The organism is Mobilisporobacter senegalensis (assembly GCF_003752155.1).
GTDB classification, from domain to species: Bacteria; Bacillota; Clostridia; order Lachnospirales; family Lachnospiraceae; genus Mobilisporobacter; species Mobilisporobacter senegalensis.
The window spans coordinates 1-18733 of the sequence record NZ_RJVG01000010.1; the positions used below are offsets into that span (position 1 = coordinate 1).

An 18733-nucleotide genomic window follows, 5' to 3' on the forward strand; every position below is an offset into this window, starting at 1 on the left:
AGATATAATCTTGTAAATAAATCGAGAACAGCCATAGCTTCACCGTCTGGTGTTACTATGGCCGTTCTTTATGGCCGTTTTTTTACAGCCCCTTTCTTATTGTTCATGACTCATTTTTAAAATATAATTGTTTTCTCTTAAAAAGAGATTCCTGGGATAGTTCTGGATTTACTGCCTCTTGTGACTCCATGGAAATTATAGCGGCAGTGTAAGCATATTTTAAGGTATCTGTCCATTTCATATTGTTTTGTAAGCACCAGACTAACGTACCTGTTAATGTGGCACTGCCACCATTTGTATTGATGATATGAGGTAATTCAATATTATAATGGTATTTACTGTTGGCATTTTTAAAGAAAAGCCCTTCTTTGGCAGAAAAAACAATAATGTTTTTCACTCCTTTATTCAATAAAAGATCAACCCCCTGATCAATGGAAGTGAATGTTTCATTTAAATAGGATATCATATGGGATAATTCTCTTCTGGTCGTTACTAAAATCTCAATCTTATCAAGATTCTTTATAAGACGATCATTTTTGTTTAATGAAACAGTTTTCACAATGAGGGGAGAAGTCACCTTTTCACAAATATAGTTAATGGTATCATTGGGTAGATTGGTATCAATGACACAAAATTCAGCATGATTAATTCGGTCTAAATTTTTTTCAATGAAAGCCGGCGTCATTTGATTATATATATTCATATCGTCAATTCCAGTAATTCTTCTTCCACTGATATCATTGATATAGAGAAAGGAAGAGGTTGCTTCTCCCTTGATCATTTTGCAGTATTGAATATCCATATTATTCTCTTTTGCATCATCCTGAAATTTCCTTCCATTTAAATCATCTCCAAAAACAGAAATAAAATAGTTAGGAATATCTAATTTCGTTAGTGTAAGCGCCATGTTACGGCCTGCTCCTCCTAACAAATGGACGATTTTACCCGGATTAGAATTGTCTCGAATAATTTTATCCTTTGCACTACCAAATATATCCATATTCACCCCGCCTACTACAGTGACAAAGCAAGGTTCACTTAAAATATATCCTTTCCCTTTGATATATCCCTTTTTTGTTAGGTTATGAATGTGGGCTGCAACACCAGAGCGGGTAATACCAAGCATATCTGCAAGTTCGTTTTGAGATATCAAAGGCTGCTGCTTTATTATCTTTAAAATTTCCAGTTCTCTTTCTGTCATATTCTCCTCCATATTGGGGATGCAGGGTAAATACTCATGTAATTAGTGATTAACCCAAATTCCAAATAGATGTATTCCTAATTTATCAAAAATGGTTACAAGTATCAATATGCCTATAATTATGGTAATCAAAATGGAAACTCCCATAATGATCTTTGATAATTCTTTTGCAAGTTTCTTGCTCTTGATCCCAATTATTTTAATTAAGAAATAAATAGCTGATATTATCATAAATACAATCAATGGCATAAGAAAATCAAACAGTACAGAGTCCTCAGTATGAAGTATGTACTGATTTATTATTACAAAACAAATGCAAGATAATCCCAAAACAATGAATAAGCTCTTCCCCAGACGCTGACCATAGATTTTTTCCAATAGATTAGTCTGGTAATCTTCAAAGATATCTTCCATCAAATTTTTGAACTTTTTACCCTCTTCTTCTTTATGCATGATCATGTTCAAATAATACTCTGTATCCATATGCTCGATTGTTTCTTCTTTTTCCTGCATACAATTGCACATTTCCAATGCACCATTCAATTCCGCTATCTGCTTCATTAGATCAATTTGTGTACTCTGCAATACTTCCAGTAATGTTTTTTTCCCATCCAAAATCAATTGAATATTTTCAATGGATATATCCAGCTTACGTAAAAGAACAATTTTCTTAAGAGTGATAACATCTTCCTCTGTATATTCCTTGTAATTGTTTTCTTCTCTTCCTGGCTTTAATAGTCCTTTTTGCTCATAAAAACGAATGTTTGCCCTGGTTAGTTTTGTTATTTCTTCCACATCTTTGATTTTCATATCAAAAACCCCCTTCTTAAGGGAAGTGTACGGTATAAAGTAACTTTACAGTCAAGTGTTTTTTGCTTTTAGGGAGGATGAATATATTTTTTTAACGATAAATTTATCTGCTAAATAACATATCCAATTGTCTTAAGCCAATTTGTAACCTCTTCCGATACAACAGTACCGCCCACAGCAATACCCGGTAAAATTGTGGATTGTATGCATTCTTTGGATATATCATTTTCAATTTGACAAAATCCGCCCCCTCCATGGGTACAAAATGGAATTATTGTTTTTCCTGTAAAATTATGTTGTCTAAGAAAACTCATAACTGGCGGGGCTAATGTTTTAAACCAATTAGGTGTCCCTATAAAGATCGTTTGATAATCATCTATCGGCTCATTTCCAGTTATTAGCTTAGGGCAGAATCCTCTGGAAATCTCATTTCTTATTTCTTTAGCCGCCGTATTATAGTCAAAGGAATAATGCTTATCAGGAATTAATTCTCTTATAGTACCTCCCGTTTGTTCTGCTATTTCTAATGCTAAATTCTTTGTGTTTTCAAACAGTGAATAATAAACAATCAGTATATTGCTCATATATGCTATTTCCTTTCATAAAATCTTTTATAAATAAACCAATTTGCCAAATGCAGTACATATCCCAAAATCAAAAAAATCACTAACAAAGCAGCCATTGCTAATAGAACATTTTCTATACTTCCCATTTCAAAAATCATACTTGCAGGGAAAGGAGTAATTCCCCATATTCCCCTCAATATAAATGCAAAGAATAAATAACACAATGGAAAAATAATATCCGTTGCAATCAATGCCGGGTTAGAAATATTCTGATGATTACAGAAAAAACACCAATATAAAAATACAATGATCGGGTTAATAATATGTATAAACCAAAATGCGCCTTCTAAATTTAAACCAATTAATACTGTTGCTATTAAAATAACCAGAAGTGAAATCATACAATCAAAATATAACCATACTGGCAATTCCTTTTTATCATGTACCTTATAAACAAAGGAAAACAGAAAAACAGCACCAGTGAGCATTCCCGATATAAAACAATACTCTCCCATATATATATGTAACATCCTTATAATAGCCGGCAATTACTGTGATTATACATAAAATTCCAATAAGCAGATCACAGATCTTACGAACTCTATTTTTCATTTCATTTCCCCCTCAATTCATCCCATTTATTGTATATTTAGAAATTTACAATCTATCTAATTATATATTTCTAAATATAGTAAGTCAATCGGCATATATAAGGTCTATTCTCTGCATCACAAAAGAGTGTGCCCTTTCACATGATAATATGTAATTGTATAATTCAACTTTTGATGGGAGGAACGGGATTGACAACCATAACCCTAAGCAGAGTACCAAACCGGAATAGTACGGTAGATACAGATAAAGACGGATGGACTGACAGTAGAAAAATAGACTGGATTGTATTCCTATGATACAATTACTATAACGAAAGAAGATTTTAAAAAACATATGAATGAAATGTATAAATATGTGACTCCAAAAAGAATAGGCAGCCAGCCGTTGGGAGTATGGCAACTTTCTCATTATACCAAAGGTGTTGTTAATTTTGCAAAGTCAAGAGAAATATCAGTAGACCTATATTTTGTAAATAAAGAGATGAAAGTTTCATCCTGGGGCGGATATGCATATATTGATGTGGATGACTATGTGGACGGTGAAAACCTGTATAAAGCAATTGTATTCTTCACGAAAAAGTAACGGAGGAAGTTATGAAAAAATTATTTACTTTTATAATACTGTTTATTTTATGTATAATACTGCCATATGCAGCTTATAAGGCAGTTACATACGATAAGTGCTGGAGTGATTTTACAAGAGATATTAAAAACCAGTATCCAATTATAAAAAAGTTGGAGACATCTGCAGTAGGACCTCATCATGACATAATTATCTATACAAAGAAAGAAATAGATTTTAAGGGAGCAGAAGAAATTATGCTCTATTTTATGAAAGTGATTGAACAGGAAAATTTAGATGAGTGTCTTATGAAAAGACAGAAAAGAAAGACAAATGGTACCTTTCTTGAGCTGGGGTTAATATTTCAGAATAGTCCGAAAGGAGAAAATCATTCTTTTGTTTCTCGCAGCAATAAAGATTTTCAGGAATGGACATATAAATTAGAATATAAAGAAACAGATATTGTATATGAGGTGAAGGATTATATAAAGTAAAAAATATTCCTCAGTAAATATTATTCAGATAAAAAAGGCAGGGCTGTCCCATTAAATCATTAGTGCGGCAGCCCTGTAAATACTGTATTAATCTTTAAAATCCTTTTTTATAATCAACATTTCCTTTTTCCCTAAGCATTCTGTTCCGTCAAATTCAAGGCAGACTATGTATGGCATGAAGTCAATTATTCTCCAAAAACTATCAAAATTGTAAGTACTGTCATAATAATTCAATATGGTACTAAGGGCAGTTCCATGAGTTCCAAATAGTATATTCTCATTTTCATGTTCTAATAATAATTCAGTAACTCCTTCCATGTTCCTGTTCTGAACCATATTAAGGGATTCGCCACCTTCTTCATGAAAATCAAAGTCTAACCAACGCTTTATTATCATCTCACGGGTATTTTTATTACCACATTCACGTTCTCTATAACGATAATCTGTATGTATTTCTAATCCATGGCTCTTAGCACATTCTTTAATGGTATCCAGACTCCGTTTATAAGGACTGGATACACAGTAATCTAATTTTATATTTGCAAGGGTTTCAACTACCTTTTTACTATCTGTAATTCCCTCTTTTGTAAGAGGGCGGGTTGAATCTTCCTGCCAGCTGTGTATTGGCTGTGCATGACGAACAAAATATATTCTTGTCATATAAATGACCTCCATAAACAAACATTTTTTTCAATTCCATCAGATAATGATTCGACTTTTTCAATTTCATTGCGTAAATGGATTCAATTGTATTTTAACATGGTTATTCCCTCTGGATTAAGATAATATACAGATTAATTTGTCTCTACGTAATCAATTATACTTTTCCTAATAAAGGAAGTCAATTGGAGGTAGTATAGAGTTTTGGCGACTTAATATCCGTCTCTTCCAATCTTATTTCTTCCCGCCACTAACCATTCGGGTTCATCATCACTACCAATACCTTCAACTTTACTGCCATAATAACCTGATGCCCCTATGAACATCCCATTACCATCAAAAAGATTTTCTTCATATCCATAACATTCTTCTACTGGCTCTCCTCCAATAATAAATTTGTGAATCACATTCTGTTCATCCATATATTCACCAATATAAGGCACTCTATTAGAAATCTGTTTTGTAATGTCTGTTTCACTTCCATCTGCAATAAAGTACAATTTTCCTCCATCCAGTTTAACAGGTGGATTTTCAGTTGCATTCATCTCTATTGTCACCTTTCCGACTCCTGTTTGCTCATCATACTCCTGTGTAATTCCGCTGCCATTAAAAAATGTATACAAATAATTGAAAAGTCTTCCTTCTGATGCAAATGAGATTGTTGTTGCAAAAGTCATGCAAATAACCGCTATCATACTTGCTACTGCTATCTTTTTCAGTGTTCCCCATGATCTCATATTATACTTATCCTGCCTTCTATTGATTTTAGCAAGAATTCTTTTGGAATTTATTTTATTCTCATAATCTGATAATTTAATTTCTTTATATTCTTCAAAATTTGTATCTACACGATTCAAAATGTCATAAATACCTTTCTCCATAGTTATCCTTCCTTTCCAAAATAAATTCTTCTAATTTTTTGCTTACTACGGGATACTCTCTTATAAATAAGATTTTTACTCATTCCTGTTTTCTGGCTAAGTATGTCTACCGGAATTTCTTCCATATATATTTTTTGTAATAATTCTCGGTCTTTTTTCGACAAGCAGCTAAGCATTTTCTCTGTTTCCTGTGATATTTCGTTCTCCACCAATGAAAGCGTATCCTCATAGATAAGTTTGATTGATTCTTCTTCAAAGTTTAATTCTTCGATTTCTCGTTTATATTTTCTCAGATAGTCAATCGCTCGATTTCTGGCAACACCAGCAATCCAATTTTTAAACTCCGTTTGTGTCTCATCATAGTTTTCAATATGAATCCAAACATTAATAAAAATATCATCAAAACATTCTTCCTGTTTGTCTTTCATTAAATACAAGTGCTTTTGTATAATCGACATTACTAGCCCACCATACTTAATAATTACATAGGAAAGCGCATCTTCATTTCCCTCCCGTAATTCCTGCATAAAATTATTTTCTTTAATTTTCATTTATTACCTCCTTTCTTAAGGTCTGCTAAATTTAGGAGCAACTACTATTTCTTTGTACATATGTTAATACGTATGTTTTCATCTATTCCTGACACTTTATTAAAATTTATTAAATTTAGTTCTGTAGAAAGTGTTTATTTCAAGCACAAAAAAATCCCTCCAAGTCGAGGGATTTCGTTCATCTTTTACGGTTGTCATGATTTTTAATATATGTTTCTTTTATTATTTGTTGTATAACAGATGATATTGCCACAATTATAAACATTATTATTGATTGTTTTAAATCAATAGCTAAATGCGCTCCTGCTTTCATCAGTAATCGAATGATTTCTTGAAATACTAAAAACCCTAGCAAACGTAATTCATTTTTAATTACATTCTTTATTATTTTCAAAATACCTGCCTCCAACTAATAATATTCTTGCTTATTTTTTATCTCTTAGTAAATACACTGGTCCTATACTAAAAATTGATGTACCGATTAACATAAATGAGTGTATAAACCGTTTAACATCAATATATATTCATTGGATAAATTTACATATATTAGTTGTTATACGTACTATCTCCAAATGCATCTAATATTTGACTTGTTCTTTTATTTAGGCGATTTTCAATATAATCATGTTCTTCATCATTAACAACAAAAAAGGTTGCATGATAGTTTGTATCAATGCTTCCGCCTACTCTTCCATAATATTTTATACCATCTATTAAAACAACATAGTTGTTATGCCACGCTTTAAATCCAAGTAATTTGCTGGGACACTCGTTAAAACCAAGAAATTCGAGAGGGAGTTGACCTCCCTTTGGCATGCAGTCTTATAAGTATAATACGACAAAATGGAATAAAAATCAAACTGCATTTTGGTTACAAAACTGGCGTTTCGTTTACAAAAACGTTAGAAAACTGCGTTTTGTTTACAAATATTCAGTTGGTAGTTACAAACATTGCATCTTGCCGTACAAACTGGCATCTTATTTTACAACTGACCAAAATAAATAAATAATATAATATCAATTTCCATTTTTCTCTTTACATTAGACATTATTTGGTTTATATCGTTAATTATATGGTAATAAAGTCTAAAAAAGGAAATATAGGGGTAAATGTAAATGAAAAAATCAAAAATTAAATTATTTGCTTATTGCAATGCTTACGTTAGCCAGTCCTATGTCTAATGGCAGTACAGTTTATGCTAAAGATACTAGTTTTATAAGTTATTCTACTGGAATCATACTTCCTCCTACTAAGGTTGCTGAAAAAGCGGTTAGTTATTTTAAAGAACATACGAAAAATGCCAGAAATAGTACCAGTGATAAACATACTAAACCTAGACCTGGCCGTGAAACTGAAAAAAAGCAGCAAAAATTGGGATTCAAATCCAAACAAAAGAAAAAATGTTAAATGATATTGATTTCTATATATAAATAGTTTATTATACGTATAAAAGATTCTACTTTATTGTATAAACTATATATTATAAAACATGAATAGCTAAATTATTCAAAATTCAGCTTCAAATTAAAAAGGTGGTATTCTTATTTTGAATTTATCTGAATTTAGTCCTAATGATTTAATTGAAATATATACAGGTTTTGATGAAGAAGATGAAGAAAAATTTGATGTTGGATATATTCTAACGTACGACGATAATTTTTGTATGACTAAATTAGTTGATCATTATGGGAGATTTTTATCATATTCGTTAATTAATTTAAACATGATTAGTAATATTATCTCATCTGATGATGATTATCTTGAAATGATTAAGAATTTCGTAAAAATATTACAAGATGAAAATGCATTTAATTCATTAAGTATTGATAATATAAAATATGAATCTACCAATAATTTAATAGATTATATTTTAAAATATCAGTGTAATAATAAGTTATTAACAGGTTTTGTTAGTAATGATGATAAAATTTTTGGATTTATAAATTCTATTTTTGATAACTATATAATTATTACAGAAATAGATTATGTATCGCTATCTAAAAAAAGTGACATAAAATTATTTAAATCTAACATACAACAAATAGAATATAATAGTATATTATTATATTTATTAAAAAATTCAACTTATTCTTTATTACCATAAAAATCACCCCACCACCTTAATTAAGTAGTGGGGTTTGTCTTACTTTTCTACTATCATGCCCCAGTTATTTTAAATATTTTATTACATAAGTTGCTAATTCTTAATTATACTCATTCACTCCACCATATTTTCTTCCACTAGCAGATGTAATGTTGCCATCCTTATGTATACTGTGCCCTACTATAATCACTACTCTGCAAAAGTTATACGACATCTAAAAATAGAATTGAATGTAATAAAGTATCATAAAGAATATAAAAACTTTAGAAAAAATGAAAAGAGGATTTCGACTGGACCTCGAAACCCTCTAAAATTAAAGCTTTAAACAAAGCACGAGACGGGATTCGAACCCGCGACCCTCGCCTTGGCAAGGCGATACTCCACCACTGAGCCACTCGTGCAGATATAAAATTTAAACGTCCCTCTACCAGGCTTTAGAATACTTTGCCAAGTATCGGTACTTGTTACTGCCTTACATCTCTCAACTAAACTCGAACTTCGTTACTCTCGTTCTCATTAAGGTTTGAGATGTCCATTCTCACTAAATTCAAGCTTTGGCCTTGCCTCACTTTCATTAAGTGTTCAAAGGAAGCGGGTGATGGGAATCGAACCCACGTATCTAGCTTGGAAGGCTAGTGTTCTACCATTGAACTACACCCGCATAAATGATACGTGCCCAAAGCCGGAATCGAACCAGCGACACGAGGATTTTCAGTCCTCTGCTCTACCAACTGAGCTATCTGGGCAGGTGGTGTTTCTTTATCATCTGTCAGATAATAAGAGAACCTAATAACAATGCCGGCGACCGGAATCGAACCGGTACGGGCGATTAGGCCCGCAGGATTTTAAGTCCTGTGCGTCTGCCAGTTCCGCCACGCCGGCAAAGTGGATGGAGAAGGATTCGAACCTTCGAAAGCGTAGCTAACAGATTTACAGTCTGCCCCCTTTGGCCACTCGGGAACCCATCCAAATTGTCTTGACAAGGTAATATTATAACAGATATTTTCTAAATTGCAAGTGAAATTAGCACATTTTTTTATTTTTTTATTACAGTTCAGCCATGCAGAAAATAGTGTACAAATTGCATGTGGGTGCTTGCACACTAAGGGCAATTTGTGTACTACTTTCTATATGGCGCTCTGCCTAAGCGAGATGTAGCAACGCGTAATCGAGTTTAGGGCTGAACTGTAATGAAAAAGGGGTTCAACTTCCACATGGGTCCTTGCACACTAAGGGCAATTTGTGTACTATTTTCTATATGGCGCTCTGCCTAAGCGAGATGTAGCAACGCGTAATCGAGTTTAGGGCTGAACTGTAATGATTTCTTTCATCATATTTTTAATATAACACCACTTACTGATTCCATAGTAATTACTATTTTTCCGCCTTCTACTGTGTATAATTCTTCACTAAGATCATATCCAATTTCATTGGTTTTTATAAGTCGAACCATATTCTCTCCATCTCCAATGCCAATTTCCCATACAGGTATGGTTACTGTTATTTCATGATGGTTATTATTAATTGCCGCCACTATCTTATCTTTATGATCAAAACGTCCATAACTGATAAAATTATATTGGTGGGCGAGAAACTTAAGAGCACCTGTCTTTAGTGCCTCAAAACTTTTATGAATGCCTATGATATCTTTATGGAAATTTATTAAATCCGTATCTTCTCTGCCCCATGGATACGTCCTTCGATTATCAGGATCTGTCCAGCCGCATAAACCGGCTTCATCCCCATAATAAATGGTAGGAGCACCCGGCCAGGTCATTTGAAGGATTACTGCTTCCTTTAAGATACCTTTGCTTACATTTTCCTCTGCTGCCTTTGGACCAAGAGAATTGGTCCGCCCTGCTCTGCCGTTGGTTCTTGTCAAAAATCTAGAATGGTCATGATTAGATATTTCATTCATGGATATTTCCAGGGATGCCCTCCCAAACTTAGACATGTTATGATTCATGGCCCAGATAAAATATTCTGAATTACCTAATAAATCTTCTTTAAATTCGTCACTATGCTTCTCCATTCCTGTTAAAAACCAAGATACAGGTTCCATAAAGGCATCATAATTCATTACTGTGTCCCATTCATCTCCTTTTAGCCAGGAGTTGGGATTTCCATAATGTTCTGCTATGATTATGGCGTTGGGATTTGCTTCTTTTACATTCTTGCGGAAATCTTTCCAGAATATATGATTAAATTCATTAGACTGTCCTAAATCAGCAGCAACATCTAATCGCCAGCCATCTGCATTAAAAGGTGGTGACACCCACTTCCTGGCAATATACATCATATAGTTATATAATCTTTCGGATTCCTCGTAATTTAGCTTAGGAAGGGTATCATGTCCCCACCAGCCATCATAACTTCCATTATAAGGCCATTTATCCTCTCTAAACTTAAAATAAGAGCGATAAGGGCTATCTCCATGGATATATGCACCTTTTTCATAGCCTTCCTGTCCCTCATATATTCTTTCACGGTCCAGCCACTTATTAAAAGAGCCGCAATGATTAAATACCCCATCCAGAATTACTTTAATACCGCGAGCATGTGCTTCTTCTACAAGTCTAATGAATAGCTTATTACTGGCTTCCAGATTTTCTTTCTTTGTGACTCTGTTAATATATAAAGATGCCTGCCCATTATTGTATTCATCCTGTGGAAGCGGATTGCCCTCTTTCGTTACTATCTCCCCAAAATGAGGATCTACATAATCATAGTCCTGAATATCATATTTATGATTGGAAGGAGAAACAAAGATTGGATTAAAATAAATTGCGTCTATCCCTAAAAACTGCAAATAATCCAGTTTATTCATAACCCCCAGGAGATCTCCTCCATAGAACTCTCTTACTCCCATAACATCAGGATACTTATTCCAATCAGTAACTTTTTTGATTTTATCTCCAATGTAATGATATTCCCTGTCAACCACATCATTATCAGGGTCTCCATTAAAGAAACGGTCTACATAGATTTGATAGAATACTGCTCCTTTTGCCCATTTTGGTATCTGAAACTCCGGAAAGAATATAAAGTTATAATCACTTTGCAATTCCATTGACGCACCCATATGATTATAAAAAACAATAACTTCACCTGAGTTTATTTCAAAGTAATAATTAACCTCTTCCTTCCCCTGAGGTATCTCCAGAAAATAATAATCAAATAATTTATCCCCGGAATCTTTCTCCATAAGCTGTCTAACACCATTTATAATTATATGAACTCTTTCTACATTATCTTTTCCAGTTCGAAAACGAAATGCAACTAATTGAGTACTGCCAGAATACGCGGCAGAACAAAATTCCTTTGATGTATCGCTAAAAAGAGCCCTTAAATTTAAGGGGGACCTATAATCATCTATATACAGATATTCATTAGATCGGTCATAATTCATACTTTATCCTCCAAACCATCAAAAATTAAGCTGGCTTAATTTCATTTGGCGTAAATTTCATTGTGAAAATGCCATTTAATTAATTATTAGATATACAAAGTACCTCTATACATTTGTACCCTAACAGATTAATTATATTATATAATAAAAACTTTTAATACTTAATAATTTCATATTACAGAAAGAGACAGGTTTTTACGCATAAAAAAGGACGGCCATCCGATCTGCCGTCCTTTTTTGGAGAAGGTATTTTTGTTACTTATGGGGTGTAGCAAAAACTATATAATGTATTGGGGTTTACATGAGTTATTATAACACCATGCGATAAATAAGTGTGCACAAACATCAACAATTTTTTTATTTTTTTTTGTTCGTTTTAACAACTTTGTCCTCTTATGTCGAAGTCAAATACTGAAAAACCTCCCAAAACACCCTTGATTTTTAAATACATTTTAGATTTTAACAATTTTTCCTAAATTAAATATCTAAAACTACATTGTCGATATGATCCGGTTCATTCTCCTCATTAAATAACGCTTCAAACTCTTCTCTGGTTATCTTTTCCTTTTGGATCAATAAATCAGCACATTTATGAAGAATTTTATCATATTTGGTAAGAATCTTTTTAGCTTCTTCATAACAAGAATCTATAATTTGTTTTACTTCATCATCGATTGTTTTAGCAATTCCCTCACTATAGCTTCTTGTATGAGCAAGATCTCTACCGATAAACACTTCATCATCCTCATTCCCATAATTTACTAAACCTATGGAATTTGAGAATCCATATTGAGTGACCATAGCACGGGCTGTTTTTGTTGCTACCTTAATATCCTGTGAAGCACCAGTGGTGATATCATCAAACACTAATTCCTCGGCTATTCTGCCACCAAGGCTGACAATGATATCCTGACGCATTTTTCCCTTTGTATTAAACATATCATCTTTTTCTGGAAGAGGCATTGTATAACCTGCTGCTCCGGTTCCTGTAGGAATAATAGATACCGTATATACAGGTCCTACATCAGGAAGTATGTGGAATAAAATTGCATGACCAGCTTCATGAAAAGCTGTAATCTTCTTGTCTTTTTCAGAAATGACACGGCTCTTTTTCTCCGCACCAATTCCCACTTTAATAAATGAATGTCTGATATCTTCCTGTAAAATATAATTTCTATTATTTCTGGCTGCTAAAATAGCAGATTCATTCAATAGATTCTCTAGATCTGCACCGGTAAATCCGGCAGTCGTTTGAGCAATTTGTCTTAAATCAACATCTTCTGCTAATGGCTTGCCTTTTGCATGTACTTGAAGAATTTCTTCCCGCCCTTTGATATCTGGTCGGCCTACCGTAACCTTTCTATCAAAACGACCTGGTCGCAAAATTGCAGGATCTAAAATATCAACACGGTTCGTGGCTGCCATGACTATAATTCCTTCATTGGCTCCGAAACCATCCATCTCAACAAGTAATTGATTCAATGTCTGTTCTCTTTCATCGTGTCCGCCACCCATACCGGTGCCTCTACGTCTTGCAACTGCATCAATTTCATCAATAAATACGATACATGGTGAATTTTTCTTTGCTTCTTCAAATAAATCTCTTACTCTGGAAGCACCTACACCAACAAACATTTCTACAAAGTCAGACCCGGAAATACTAAAAAATGGTACTCCTGCTTCTCCTGCAACAGCTTTCGCAAGTAATGTCTTACCAGTCCCCGGAGGTCCCACAAGTAAAACACCTTTGGGAATTCTTGCTCCAACCATCATATACTTCTTAGGACTTTTTAAAAAATCAACAATTTCTTTTAATTCCTCTTTTTCTTCCTCAAGCCCGGCAACATTTTTAAAAGTGGTCTTTTTATTCTCATCTGTAGTCATCTTAGCCCGGCTTTTACCAAAGTTCATGACCTTACTATTACCGCCGCTTGCCGCTCCTTGATTCATTAAGAATGAAAATAGCAGTATGACAATAATAAATCCTAATACAATTGGAATCAAAGTAGTAAGAATCCAGCTTGGTTTATTAATATCATGCATGGTATATTCCTTGCCGGCCTCTTTAATGTCATTTTCCACATCTTTTACATCAGCGATGTAAAATCCTTCTTTCGTATCATCCTTAAAGACAACCTCTATTTTACCAGTAGGGACTTCTTCATTTTGATAAATATCAATACTTTCAATATTGTCTTTCTTTAAATCAGCCATGAAATCTGTCTTATTATAATCCTTAGAATTTATAATATCAAATTGGTTTGTTAAAGTCGCCAGGATAATGATGCCTATTATAATCGCGTAAAAACCTAATCCTTTCATCTGTTTTTTCAATGAAAAACCTCCTCTCAATTATCCTTCAATTACCCCTATATATGGCAAATTTCTATATTTTTGCACATAATCTAACCCATATCCCACAACGAATTCATCTGGAATATTGAATCCAACATAATCTACTTCTACGTCTGTTACCCGTCTTTCTGGTTTATCAAGCAAAGTACATAATTTAATACTTGCCGGTTTTCTGCTCTTTAACATATCAATCAGAAAACTTAGTGTTCTTCCCGAATCAATAATATCTTCAACGATCAGAACATCTTTTCCTTCTATTGGATCATCCAGGTCTTTCACTATCTTTACACGGCCTGAACTTACTGTTTCGTCTCCATAACTGGATACTGACATAAAGTCAAGTGTAACAGGAGCAGAAATTCTCTTAGCTAAATCACAGGTAAAAAAGATGCCACCTTTTAATACACATATCAAATGTACATCTTTTCCCTCATAATCTTTGCTGATTATTGCTCCTAATTCCCTTACCTTTGCACTAATTTCTTCTTCAGAAACTAATACTTTAATCTTGTGCTCCATTTTCATTTCCTCCATATAGTTTCACCATTAGTATATTCTTGGTATTTTCATCAATTTTATAAGCCTCACTGATTCTTTCTCCAACTATCCACATAATGTGGCTGCCATCTGCCAATAAAAGAATTTCATCTCTTTCTTCTCTTGGAATCTTCTGATCAATAAAAAAGGCTTTTAATTTCTTTTTACTTCCTTTGTGGTCAATTTGAAGATAATCCCCTTCTTTTCTCGTCCGTAAGGAAACAGTATTGTTTATTTTATCATAATCGAACCATTTCGTACACCCATTTTGGGGAATAATAAGATTTTTTTTATAATTCATAAGGCGAAATTCAATGTTCAGGTTTCTATCTTCCAGGAAATAGTTTCCAGGTATTACAATTTCTTTGATATTCAGAATTTTTCTATTTTCCTCTCCTGGCACATCGTTTGTCTTTGATCCTATAAAAATAAATATCTCTTCGTAACCCCTCTTTGCGACAATGGAATATGGAAGATTTACTCTTTTCCCTGTTTCCCTGTGAATCAAAGAAAGTACCATATTAACATGTTCGCTGGTAATATCTTTTAATTTCCCAGCCAAACATTCAATGACTTTTCGAATGATCATTTTTTGTATCACAATATTTTCGGCACGAAATCCATCCATATGAATAGAGTATTGCCCATCTTTTTCTTTCACAATCTTCTTGAAGCAATCATATGCGTTCGTTTCAATATATGATAAAGTTTCATCAATCATTACCGAAGTCTGAACAATATGTTCTTTTACATTCTCATTTATATTTTCTGAAATATATGGTAAAACTTTTAGACGAATCTTATTCCTGGTATAATCTGTTTCCAGATTAGTAAGATCCGTGCAATAAGTAATATTTCTTTCATCAAGATATTCCTCTATCTGTTTACGGCTTACGCATAGCAAGGGCCTTATAATATTATCCCTTACCGGACTGATTCCTGCAAGTCCTTTTAGTCCGGTTCCCCGAAATAAATTAAATAATACAGTTTCAGCAAGATCATCACTATTATGGGCAATGGCTATTTTATTGGCTCCAAATCTTCTTAAAATATTATTAAAGGCATCATAACGGACATTTCTTCCCGCCTCCTCTAAAGAAATGCTTTCTCTTTTTGCTATTTCTGTTACATTCTCATTCACAAGGATAAATTGAATCCCGTGACTTTTACACAATTCCTCAACATATATAGCATCTTTCCTGGCATCAATGCCACGCATGCCATGATTTACATGAGCTACATAAAGTTCCAGATCGTATATTTTCTTTATTTCCAGAAACGCAAAGAAAAGGCAGACTGAATCAGCGCCCCCGGAAACACCAAGCACAACTTTGTCACCTGGCTTAAGCATCTTATTTTCTTTGACATAATCTAAAACTTTATTAATCATGGTATCTCCTAATTTTTCACATTCTTTCCCTATTTTACAACTCATTATTTAAAATTTCAATCAACTTTCGAAAGAAATGTACAATATTATTTCTTCCATATTCCAGCCACGATAACTGTCATATCATCTACCGCAGTATAATTATTCTGCTCAATTGCTTTGTCTAATATAATATTAGCAATCTCCTGTGGATTCTGGCTTGTAATATTCATGATTACATCTTCCATAAATTTTTCTTTGTCCTGATCTATAATGCAATCAAGTACGCCATCTGTGACCATAATTATAAAATCACCGTCATAAAGCTTTTTTGTGATCCCATCAAAATCAACCTGATTAAATACTCCTACAGGTAAACTTGTGGAACTAATGGATTCCACCCAGTGTTCTCTCTTAATAAAAGTAGTAGATGCTCCTATTTTAATAAACTGGCAGATTCCCGTAAATAAATTTATAATACTCATATCTATTGTGGAAAATGATTGTTTTTCTGATTTTAACACAAGAATGGAATTAATCAATTTAATGGCGGATTCCTCTCGAAACCCGGCCTCCATAAATTGCTCTAATAATTCTATGACAGATTCACTTTCAGCACATGCCATGGCGCCTGTTCCCATTCCATCGGAAAGTGTCATGATCATTTCTCCATTTCCAAGATGAATAAAGGAATAGTTATCCCCAGAAATTTTCTCATTTTCTTTTGTCGCTTTTGCCATTCCTGTCAATGTTTTAAAGGTTGTTTCTTCTACGAAAACAAAAGTGTCAGTATCTCTTGATATTATATTCTTAGTTCCATCTGCCGGTCTCATTTTTTTTCCAAAAACTTCACTTATAATATTGGCTGCTTCTCTTGTTGTGATGCATCTCCCTCTTTTGGTCGTGGCTGTAATATAGATTTCCTGCTTTTTATTTCTTTTTTCTAATATGGCAATTTTTTTTACATCGATATGGTTTAGGAGCAATGTTTTGGTAATCAACGTTTCTTTTGAGTCTTTTACCTCTACCGTTCCATATAGATCCCTGGAAAAATCATTTATAATATTGGATACTTCAAGCAGCTGCCCGGCAATTGCTTCCCTGCTTTCTGCCATTCGATTCTGCCAGTTAAGATTTACCTTGGCAAGTTCTAAGCCTTTATTTGTTTCATAAATGAAATCTTTTAGAAAAATACATCTTTTAGAAAATGATTCAGGGATGTCCCTCTCCAATACAGCACCATTATGTTCTGCGGAATTTAACATTAAAAAGGCAGATTTATACGTGTCATAAAATTCGTTTTTCCAGCATACTTCACAGTTTTCGCAGTTTTTACAAAGCTTGTCTGATAAATCATCAAAAATCTGATTAATGTCCCTTCGGCTAAGTGCCATTTTGGTATCCGCTATGGAACGGAATGTACTGGATAACTTTTTAAAGGAATCGGAAAAATCCCTCAATTTATCTTTCCCAATATGCTGCAAATTCTGCTTTGCAAAAATTTCTTCTCCCAATACTATTTCGGAATTGTTCACTCTATTTATAACACTTCCTGGGAATAATATAAATATTATTACACTGGATGAAATCGCACCAACATTGGAGATCAAAAGATTTCCTTCTGCAATATATGTTAAAAGTATACCTGTAGCTCCATACATTAATCCTGTTCCAAGGCGGCCTGTCCCACGAAACATACCTACCAGAATTCCCAGCATACATAACATACCGATAATACTTAGAAGATCATTATTTGTGGACATAGAGATTTCAAGCATGTTCCTTTGCAGACCAATTACCATACCGCAACCGGTACCTGCAATTGCTCCTGCCCCGGCACCATATTTGTACCCTAATAATAGGATTGCAAAAAAGGCACCTGTCTGGACAACAGAAACACCATACCACGTAATACCCGGTAAGGCATATACAATCATTGCAGAAATAATTCCCACACTGATCATCTCTTCGTTACCGATAGTCTGACCTTTCTTACTATACATGATATAATTAACACCTTTATGAAAAATTCCTACAAGGGCAAATACAAGAATTCCTTCCAATATTGCCAAGGTAACGTAATAATTAAAATCTATCGTCATAAATCCCTTCGTCAAGGTAATTGTCGATGTAATAATTCCAGCTATACCGCCCATCACCGGAACTGGTAATTTCTTCTCTTTCTTCTCTATCAGACTGATAACAACCATAATTGTAAGCATGATAATACTATATTTTACAACATCAACGATTGGCATTACTGTAGTCATTCCAATCAAAGTTGCTATACATAATATAAATCTCCCGGACTTATTTAAATATACTGCTCCAAAATATCCGATTGCCACCGGATTAATATTAAGAAAGACAGCTCTTGCTAAGATGGCTGCAATTAGATTAATAAATATTGCTCTTTTATTCATTCCTTTCATTTCAATAACTCCTCCTGTTTTTTGGGTTTAATCCGTATTATATGGTTGGTGTATTGAAATGTTTGTCAAAATTAAGATTTGATTTCCAAAAACTTTTTGACAAGAATTACTTCAAAAAGGTCATTCTATCGAATATAGGGACCTAACTTTTTTTAAGATAGTCAAGTGGAACTTATTTGTGTACGGTTTA

The 18733-nt window shown here is 33.5% G+C and carries 18 protein-coding genes and 5 tRNA genes; 4 read left to right on the forward strand and 19 right to left on the reverse strand.

What is annotated here, in order from left to right:
- Positions 1-103: 103 nt before the first annotated feature.
- The 4 genes from EDD66_RS14275 to EDD66_RS14290 all read right to left on the reverse strand — a co-directional run bounded on the left by EDD66_RS14275 (position 104) and on the right by EDD66_RS14290 (position 3092).
- Positions 104-1201, reverse strand: a complete 1098-nt coding sequence (locus EDD66_RS14275) for a PfkB family carbohydrate kinase (RefSeq protein ID WP_123610266.1) — start codon at positions 1199-1201, stop codon at positions 104-106.
- 42 nt (positions 1202-1243) lie between these two features.
- The gene (locus EDD66_RS14280) at positions 1244-2011 is read right to left on the reverse strand and encodes a MerR family transcriptional regulator (protein ID WP_123610267.1); all 768 of its coding nucleotides are present in this window, start codon (positions 2009-2011) and stop codon (positions 1244-1246) included.
- A gap of 110 nt (positions 2012-2121) precedes the next feature.
- Positions 2122-2595 carry a flavodoxin gene (locus tag EDD66_RS14285; protein WP_123610268.1) on the reverse strand — a complete coding sequence of 158 codons (474 nt, stop codon included), beginning with the start codon at positions 2593-2595 and terminating at the stop codon, positions 2122-2124.
- A 5-nt stretch (positions 2596-2600) separates the two neighbouring features.
- On the reverse strand, positions 2601-3092 hold the full coding sequence (locus EDD66_RS14290) for a hypothetical protein (RefSeq protein ID WP_123610269.1): 492 nt from the start codon (positions 3090-3092) through the stop codon (positions 2601-2603).
- Between the two features lie 430 nt (positions 3093-3522).
- On the opposite strand from EDD66_RS14290, the gene EDD66_RS14295 reads away from it, so the two are divergent.
- Entirely contained in the window at positions 3523-3771 is a 249-nt protein-coding gene (locus tag EDD66_RS14295) for a hypothetical protein (protein ID WP_170164370.1), read from the forward strand.
- 11 nt (positions 3772-3782) lie between these two features.
- Complete coding sequence (locus EDD66_RS14300) at positions 3783-4244, forward strand: hypothetical protein (RefSeq protein WP_123610271.1); 462 nt, start codon at positions 3783-3785, stop codon at positions 4242-4244.
- A gap of 87 nt (positions 4245-4331) precedes the next feature.
- Here EDD66_RS14300 and EDD66_RS14305 read toward each other — a convergent pair whose 3' ends face one another.
- From EDD66_RS14305 to EDD66_RS14325, 5 genes are all read right to left on the reverse strand, one after another.
- Positions 4332-4904: a histidine phosphatase family protein gene (locus EDD66_RS14305; protein ID WP_123610272.1), complete on the reverse strand. Its 573-nt coding sequence runs from the start codon at positions 4902-4904 to the stop codon at positions 4332-4334.
- A gap of 212 nt (positions 4905-5116) precedes the next feature.
- Positions 5117-5785: a hypothetical protein gene (locus tag EDD66_RS14310; RefSeq protein ID WP_123610273.1), complete on the reverse strand. Its 669-nt coding sequence runs from the start codon at positions 5783-5785 to the stop codon at positions 5117-5119.
- Positions 5786-5787: 2 nt separating this feature from the next.
- Positions 5788-6336: a sigma-70 family RNA polymerase sigma factor gene (locus EDD66_RS14315; protein WP_123610274.1), complete on the reverse strand. Its 549-nt coding sequence runs from the start codon at positions 6334-6336 to the stop codon at positions 5788-5790.
- 178 nt (positions 6337-6514) lie between these two features.
- Positions 6515-6730: a hypothetical protein gene (locus EDD66_RS14320; protein ID WP_123610275.1), complete on the reverse strand. Its 216-nt coding sequence runs from the start codon at positions 6728-6730 to the stop codon at positions 6515-6517.
- 152 nt (positions 6731-6882) lie between these two features.
- Entirely contained in the window at positions 6883-7152 is a 270-nt protein-coding gene (locus EDD66_RS14325) for a hypothetical protein (RefSeq protein WP_123610276.1), read from the reverse strand.
- Positions 7153-7477: 325 nt separating this feature from the next.
- Between EDD66_RS14325 and EDD66_RS14330 the strand changes: the two genes are divergently transcribed.
- Complete coding sequence (locus tag EDD66_RS14330) at positions 7478-7744, forward strand: hypothetical protein (protein ID WP_123610277.1); 267 nt, start codon at positions 7478-7480, stop codon at positions 7742-7744.
- A gap of 139 nt (positions 7745-7883) precedes the next feature.
- Positions 7884-8441, forward strand: a complete 558-nt coding sequence (locus EDD66_RS14335; protein WP_123610278.1) for a hypothetical protein — start codon at positions 7884-7886, stop codon at positions 8439-8441.
- Between the two features lie 329 nt (positions 8442-8770).
- Here the strand turns inward: EDD66_RS14335 and EDD66_RS14340 are convergent.
- The 10 genes from EDD66_RS14340 to spoIIE form a co-directional block, all read right to left on the reverse strand.
- Positions 8771-8842 (reverse strand) — tRNA-Gly (locus tag EDD66_RS14340).
- Positions 8843-9031: 189 nt separating this feature from the next.
- A tRNA-Gly gene (locus EDD66_RS14345) sits at positions 9032-9102 on the reverse strand.
- A 12-nt stretch (positions 9103-9114) separates the two neighbouring features.
- Positions 9115-9187: transfer RNA gene (locus EDD66_RS14350), tRNA-Phe, on the reverse strand.
- Positions 9188-9237: 50 nt separating this feature from the next.
- Positions 9238-9323 (reverse strand) — tRNA-Leu (locus EDD66_RS14355).
- A gap of 4 nt (positions 9324-9327) precedes the next feature.
- Positions 9328-9409, reverse strand: a tRNA-Tyr gene (locus EDD66_RS14360).
- Between the two features lie 362 nt (positions 9410-9771).
- The gene (locus EDD66_RS14365) at positions 9772-11850 is read right to left on the reverse strand and encodes a glycoside hydrolase family 13 protein (protein ID WP_123610279.1); all 2079 of its coding nucleotides are present in this window, start codon (positions 11848-11850) and stop codon (positions 9772-9774) included.
- Between the two features lie 477 nt (positions 11851-12327).
- Entirely contained in the window at positions 12328-14172 is a 1845-nt protein-coding gene (gene ftsH / locus EDD66_RS14370; RefSeq protein ID WP_123610381.1) for an ATP-dependent zinc metalloprotease FtsH, read from the reverse strand.
- A 30-nt stretch (positions 14173-14202) separates the two neighbouring features.
- The gene (gene hpt, locus EDD66_RS14375) at positions 14203-14724 is read right to left on the reverse strand and encodes a hypoxanthine phosphoribosyltransferase (protein WP_123610280.1); all 522 of its coding nucleotides are present in this window, start codon (positions 14722-14724) and stop codon (positions 14203-14205) included.
- Entirely contained in the window at positions 14708-16132 is a 1425-nt protein-coding gene (tilS, locus tag EDD66_RS14380; protein WP_170164371.1) for a tRNA lysidine(34) synthetase TilS, read from the reverse strand. Before tilS ends, hpt begins: the two co-directional genes overlap by 17 nt.
- An 86-nt stretch (positions 16133-16218) precedes the next feature.
- On the reverse strand, positions 16219-18543 hold the full coding sequence (spoIIE, locus tag EDD66_RS14385; protein ID WP_123610282.1) for a stage II sporulation protein E: 2325 nt from the start codon (positions 18541-18543) through the stop codon (positions 16219-16221).
- Positions 18544-18733: the final 190 nt, after the last annotated feature.